Here is a 4,643-nt window from a genome sequence, read left to right as displayed (position 1 = left end):
GGCCATGCGCAGGCAAGCGCCTTCATCGCCCGCACGCCGTCCGAGGGCCTGGTCATGCCGGCGGGCGGCATCCTCGTCGCCGCGTCCACCGACCCGGCCTGGACGCCGCTGTTCCTGCGAGCCGGCGCTCTCGTCATGGAGGCAGGCGGCTATCTGTCGCATGGCGCCATCGTGGCGCGCGAGTTCGGCATCCCGGCGGTGGTCAATGTGCAGGGCATCATGCGGCAGGTCACTACGGGCGACGTCCTGGAGGTGGACGCGTCGCGCGGCACGGTACGGCGGCTGGCTCGCGCTGCCAACCCGGGCGCTCACGGCGAGTAAACGCCGCCCAGCGCCTCCTGGCGTCCTGTGCCGCAGGGCCAGAACGCTAACGCGCCGCAGCCAGGTCGAACTGGAACACCGCGCCCGATCCGGCGTTGTCCACCAGCCTGATCTCGCTGTGGTGCAGCTGCAAAATGCGTTGCACGATCACCAGTCCCAGACCGCCGCCATCGCCCGGACCGCGGTTCAAGGCGCTGGCCCGCGTGAAGAGCCCCGCGCGCAGCGCCTGCGGAATCCCCTCGCCGGTATCGCTGACCTGCACCTGCACCAGGTTCTGCGCGCTGCCCAGCCGCAATTCGATCAGCCCGCCCGGCGGGCTATGGCGGATGGCGTTGTCCAGCAGATTGGTCAGCACGCGCTCGATCAAGCCCAGGTCCGCGCGCACCGGCGGCAGCTCCTGCGGAATATCGGTGGTCAGGCGCTGCTGGCGGGCCTCGGCCGCCAGTTCGAACTTCTGGATCACGTCCTGCACCAGTTCCGGCAAGGAAAAGGTTTCGGGCTCCAGCCGCACCAGGCCGGACTCCAGGCGCGCCAGTTCGAAAAGTTCCTGCGCCAGGCGGCCGACCTTGCGGCTTTGCGCCAGGGCAATGTCCAGGTAGCGGCGGCGTTCATCCGGATCCAGCGACTGGTCCTTCAGCCTCAGGGTTTCCAGATAGCCGTGCAGCGATGTCAGCGGCGTGCGCAGATCGTGCGAGATGTTGGCGACCAGGTCGCGCCGCTGCTGGTCCTGGCGCGTCAGTTCGCGCCACTGGTCCGAGATGCGCTTGCCCATCTGCGCGAAGCTGCGCCGCAGCACCGCGATCTCGTCGCCATTGCGGTCCGAGGCGTCGCCGGGGCGCTCCAGCGCGGCCAGGGCCTGCCCATCGTCGCCGTCGAAGGCGCGCACGGCCCGCGTCAGGCCACGCAGCGGGCGCGTGATCAAGGCAAAGGCCGCCAGGCCCGCAACCAGCCCCAGCAGCGCGACCAGCGCAATGGACCACAGGGTCGTGCGCAGCACGGAGCTGCGCGACACCGCCATCGCCAGCGCATCGTGCGCCTGGCCTTGCAGCACCACGTAGACGTAGCCCTTCTCCTGTCCGCCCACGCGCACCGGCGCGGCGCTGAAGACCTTGCGCGCGTCCAGGCTGCGCGGGTCGTCGCCCGTGATGGGCAGCATCTCGCCCGCCAGCAGGCGCTGGACGGGGCCCAGGTCTACGCGGTCGCGCTTGATCTGGCCGGCGGGCGCGGCATCGCCCACGATGCGGCCGTCGTTGGACAGCAGATAAACCTCCACCGCCGGATTCACCGCCATCAGCATGTCGAACAGCGAACGCACCGCGGCGGGCTTCCAGCCGTTGGTGTCCATCAATTCATTGGCGCCCGCGATGTGCTGCGCCAGGCCGCTGGACAGGCGCTGCACCACCTCCTGCTCGTAGCGGGAATTGGCCGCGATCTGCAGCCAGGCCGAGGCGCCGCAGCAGGCCAGCAGCAGCAGCGCGAACACGGCGGACAGCCGTTGGGTGAGCGTGAACCGCTTCATGATGCGCCTCCCGCGCCGGCCGGTCCCGCGGCGAATTTGTAGCCCTTGCCCCAGACCGTCAGGATGCGTTGCGGATCGGACGGGTCCGCCTCGATCTTGGTGCGCAATCGGTTGATGTGGGTGTTGACCGTGTGTTCGTAGCCTTCGTGCTGGTAGCCCCACACCTGGTTCAGCAGGTCCATGCGCGAGAAAACCTTGTCCGGATGCCGCGCGAAGAAGTGCAGCAGGTCGAACTCGCGCGGCGTCAGGTCCAGCCGGCGGCCGTCGACCTCGGCCGTGCGCGCCACCGGATCGATGGATACGCCATGCAGGGCCAGGCTGCCGGCATCGATGCGCGCATTGCGCTCCAGCGCCTCGCTGCGGCGCAGGAGCGCCCGCACCCGCGCCACCAGCTCCAGCATGGAAAACGGCTTGGCCAGATAGTCATCCGCGCCCAGCTCCAGGCCCAGGATGCGGTGCACCTCGCTGGAGCGCGCGCTGGTGATGATGATGGGGGTGTAGCGCGCCATGGCGCGGGCCCGCTTGCAGATTTCCAGGCCGTCTATGCCGGGCAGCATCAGGTCCAGCACCAGGGCGTCCCAGCTGCCTTCCTCCAGCCGCCGCATGCCTTCATGGCCGTCGGCGGCATGCTCGACCGCATAGCCCTCGTCCCGCAGATGCAGGCGCAGCAGTTCGGCGATGTGGGCGTCGTCTTCGACGATGAGTACGCGTCGGGGCGTGTCCATGGGCGGGTAACTCTAAAGGGGCTATGCGCCTATTGTCGCCAATCCGCGCCGCCGAGTTATCACAATTAATTTAAGTTTGCGTGAGGACTTCGGTATCGGCCCCGGAGAAGAATGGCTCCAACGACAACAAGCCCTCCTGGAGCCCCGCCATGCTGGCCACTCCCGCAAGCCACGACACGCCGCCCATGCCGCCGGAAAACTCCCCCATCCATCCGGGCTGGCTGCGCATCATGCACTGGCTCAACGCCCTGGCCGTGGTCATCATGGTCACCAGCGGCTGGCGCATCTACAACGCCTCGCCCTTGTTCGACTTCGTGTTTCCCCGGGAAATCACGCTGGGCGGCTGGCTGGGCGGCGCCCTGCAATGGCACTTCGCCGGCATGTGGCTGCTGTTCTTCAACGGCGTCCTGTACCTGGCGCTCAACCTCGCCACCGGCCGCCTCTGGCGCAAGTTCTTCCCGCTGAGCGCCCGCGGCCTGGCCGCCGACCTGGCCGCGGCGCTGCGCGGCAAGCTCGCCCATACCGACCCGCGCCGCTACAACCAGGTGCAGCGCCTGGCCTACCTGTTCGTGATGGCCGATATCGCCGTGCTGGTGCTGTCCGGGCTGGTGCTGTGGAAGTCGGTGCAGTTCGACCTGCTGCGCGAGCTGATGGGCGGATACGAGGCCGCGCGCCGCGTGCACTTCGTCGCCATGGCCTTGCTGACGGCTTTCGTGGCGGTCCATCTGGTGATGGTGGCATTGGTGCCGCGCAGCCTGATCGCCATGATCCGCGGCAAATAAGGAGCCCTCCGTGAACAAGCACAAGCGCCCCTCCCTGCCCGGCCTGGACGGCCCGGCCATCCTCAAGGAAGCCGGGAAAATCCTGGAAAGACGCATCGAACAACCCTCGCGCCGCGCCTTCCTGCGCAACAGCCTGACCCTGGGCGGGCTGGCCATGCTGTCGGGCTGCTCGCTGTCGGACGATGAAAGCGTGGAAAAGGCGCTGACGGCGGTTTCGCGCTTGAACGACCGGGTGCAGGGCTGGATCTTCGACCCGAACAAGCTGGCGCCCACCTATTCCGAATCCATGATCACGCGCCCCTTTCCCTTCAACGCCTATTACGGCATCGACGAAGTGCGGCAGGTGGACGAGGAATCGTTCCGGCTGGAAGTCAGCGGGCTGGTCGCCGACAAGCGCCGCTGGCGGCTGGAGGAACTGCGCGCCATGGCGCAGATCGACCAGGTGACGCGGCACATCTGCGTGGAAGGCTGGAGCGCCATCGGCAAATGGGGCGGCGTGCCGTTTTCCGCCTTCCTCAAGCGCGTGGGCGCCGACCTGAACGCCAAGTACGTGGGCTTCAAGTGCGCCGACGACTACTACACCAGCATAGACATGCCCACGGCGCTGCATCCCCAGACCATCCTGGCGCTGACCTACGACGGCCAGACGCTGCCACCAGAGTACGGCTTCCCCATGAAGCTGCGTATGCCCACCAAGCTTGGCTACAAGAACCCCAAGCACATACAGGCAATTTTCGTCACCAACACCTACCCGGGCGGTTACTGGGAGGACCAGGGCTACAACTGGTTCGGCGGCAGCTAGGTGGAATCTTTCATACTCCATAAAGGAACGCATCATGAAGAAAATCGCTACCACCGCCGCGCTGTCCCTGTGCCTGGCCTTCGGCGCCGCGGCCGTCCACGCCGCCGACAACATGAGCAAGGACGCCACGGGCGGCGGCTCGATGTCCAAGGATTCCATGTCCAAGGACGGCATGTCGAAGGGCGGCATGTCCAAGGATTCGATGTCCAAGGACGGCATGTCGAAAGACGGCATGTCCAAGGATTCCATGTCCAAGGACGGCATGTCGAAGGGCGGCATGTCGAAGGATTCGATGTCCAAGGACGGCATGTCGAAAGATGGCATGTCCAAGGATTCCATGTCCAAGGAAGGCATGTCGAAAGGCGGCATGTCCAAGGACGGCATGAGCAAATAGCACCTACCCGAGCAGCCCTGATCCGGAGCATGTCATGAGACTAGACCGCAGGCATTTCCTGGGCCTGGGCGGCGCGGCGGCCATAGCCGCCGGCCTGGCC

Annotated in this window: 6 protein-coding genes; 4 read left to right on the top strand and 2 right to left on the bottom strand. The window is 66.8% G+C overall.

The features are described from left to right. Positions 1–321, top strand: a 321-nt coding sequence (locus VIR09_RS15695) for a PEP-utilizing enzyme (protein WP_332013710.1), incomplete at its 5' end; no start/stop codon positions are given. Between the two features lie 46 nt (positions 322–367). On the opposite strand, the gene VIR09_RS15690 is transcribed toward VIR09_RS15695, so the two are convergent. Both VIR09_RS15690 and VIR09_RS15685 read right to left on the bottom strand, forming a co-directional pair. After that, on the bottom strand, positions 368–1,840 hold the full coding sequence (locus tag VIR09_RS15690) for a HAMP domain-containing sensor histidine kinase (protein ID WP_332013709.1): 1,473 nt from the start codon (positions 1,838–1,840) through the stop codon (positions 368–370). Next, positions 1,837–2,565: a response regulator transcription factor gene (locus VIR09_RS15685; RefSeq protein ID WP_332013708.1), complete on the bottom strand. Its 729-nt coding sequence runs from the start codon at positions 2,563–2,565 to the stop codon at positions 1,837–1,839. The genes VIR09_RS15690 and VIR09_RS15685 overlap by 4 nt, the downstream gene beginning before the upstream one ends. A gap of 149 nt (positions 2,566–2,714) precedes the next feature. Here VIR09_RS15685 and VIR09_RS15680 point away from each other — a divergent pair, with 149 nt between their 5' ends. The 3 genes from VIR09_RS15680 to VIR09_RS15670 are packed head-to-tail and all read left to right on the top strand — an operon-like array spanning position 2,715 to position 4,543. After that, positions 2,715–3,347 (top strand): cytochrome b/b6 domain-containing protein, encoded by a 633-nt coding sequence (locus VIR09_RS15680; protein WP_332013707.1) that lies wholly within the window; start codon positions 2,715–2,717, stop codon positions 3,345–3,347. A 10-nt stretch (positions 3,348–3,357) separates the two neighbouring features. Next, positions 3,358–4,149 (top strand): molybdopterin-binding protein, encoded by a 792-nt coding sequence (locus VIR09_RS15675; RefSeq protein WP_332013706.1) that lies wholly within the window; start codon positions 3,358–3,360, stop codon positions 4,147–4,149. A 34-nt stretch (positions 4,150–4,183) separates the two neighbouring features. Next, positions 4,184–4,543 (top strand): pentapeptide MXKDX repeat protein, encoded by a 360-nt coding sequence (locus VIR09_RS15670; RefSeq protein WP_332013705.1) that lies wholly within the window; start codon positions 4,184–4,186, stop codon positions 4,541–4,543. The last annotated feature ends 100 nt before the right edge of the window (positions 4,544–4,643 follow it).

This window comes from Achromobacter sp. (assembly GCF_036567245.1).
GTDB lineage: Bacteria > Pseudomonadota > Gammaproteobacteria > Burkholderiales > Burkholderiaceae_B > Achromobacter.
The sequence above is the reverse complement of the archived record's forward strand: the minus strand, read 5'-3'. Positions and strand labels throughout refer to the sequence as shown.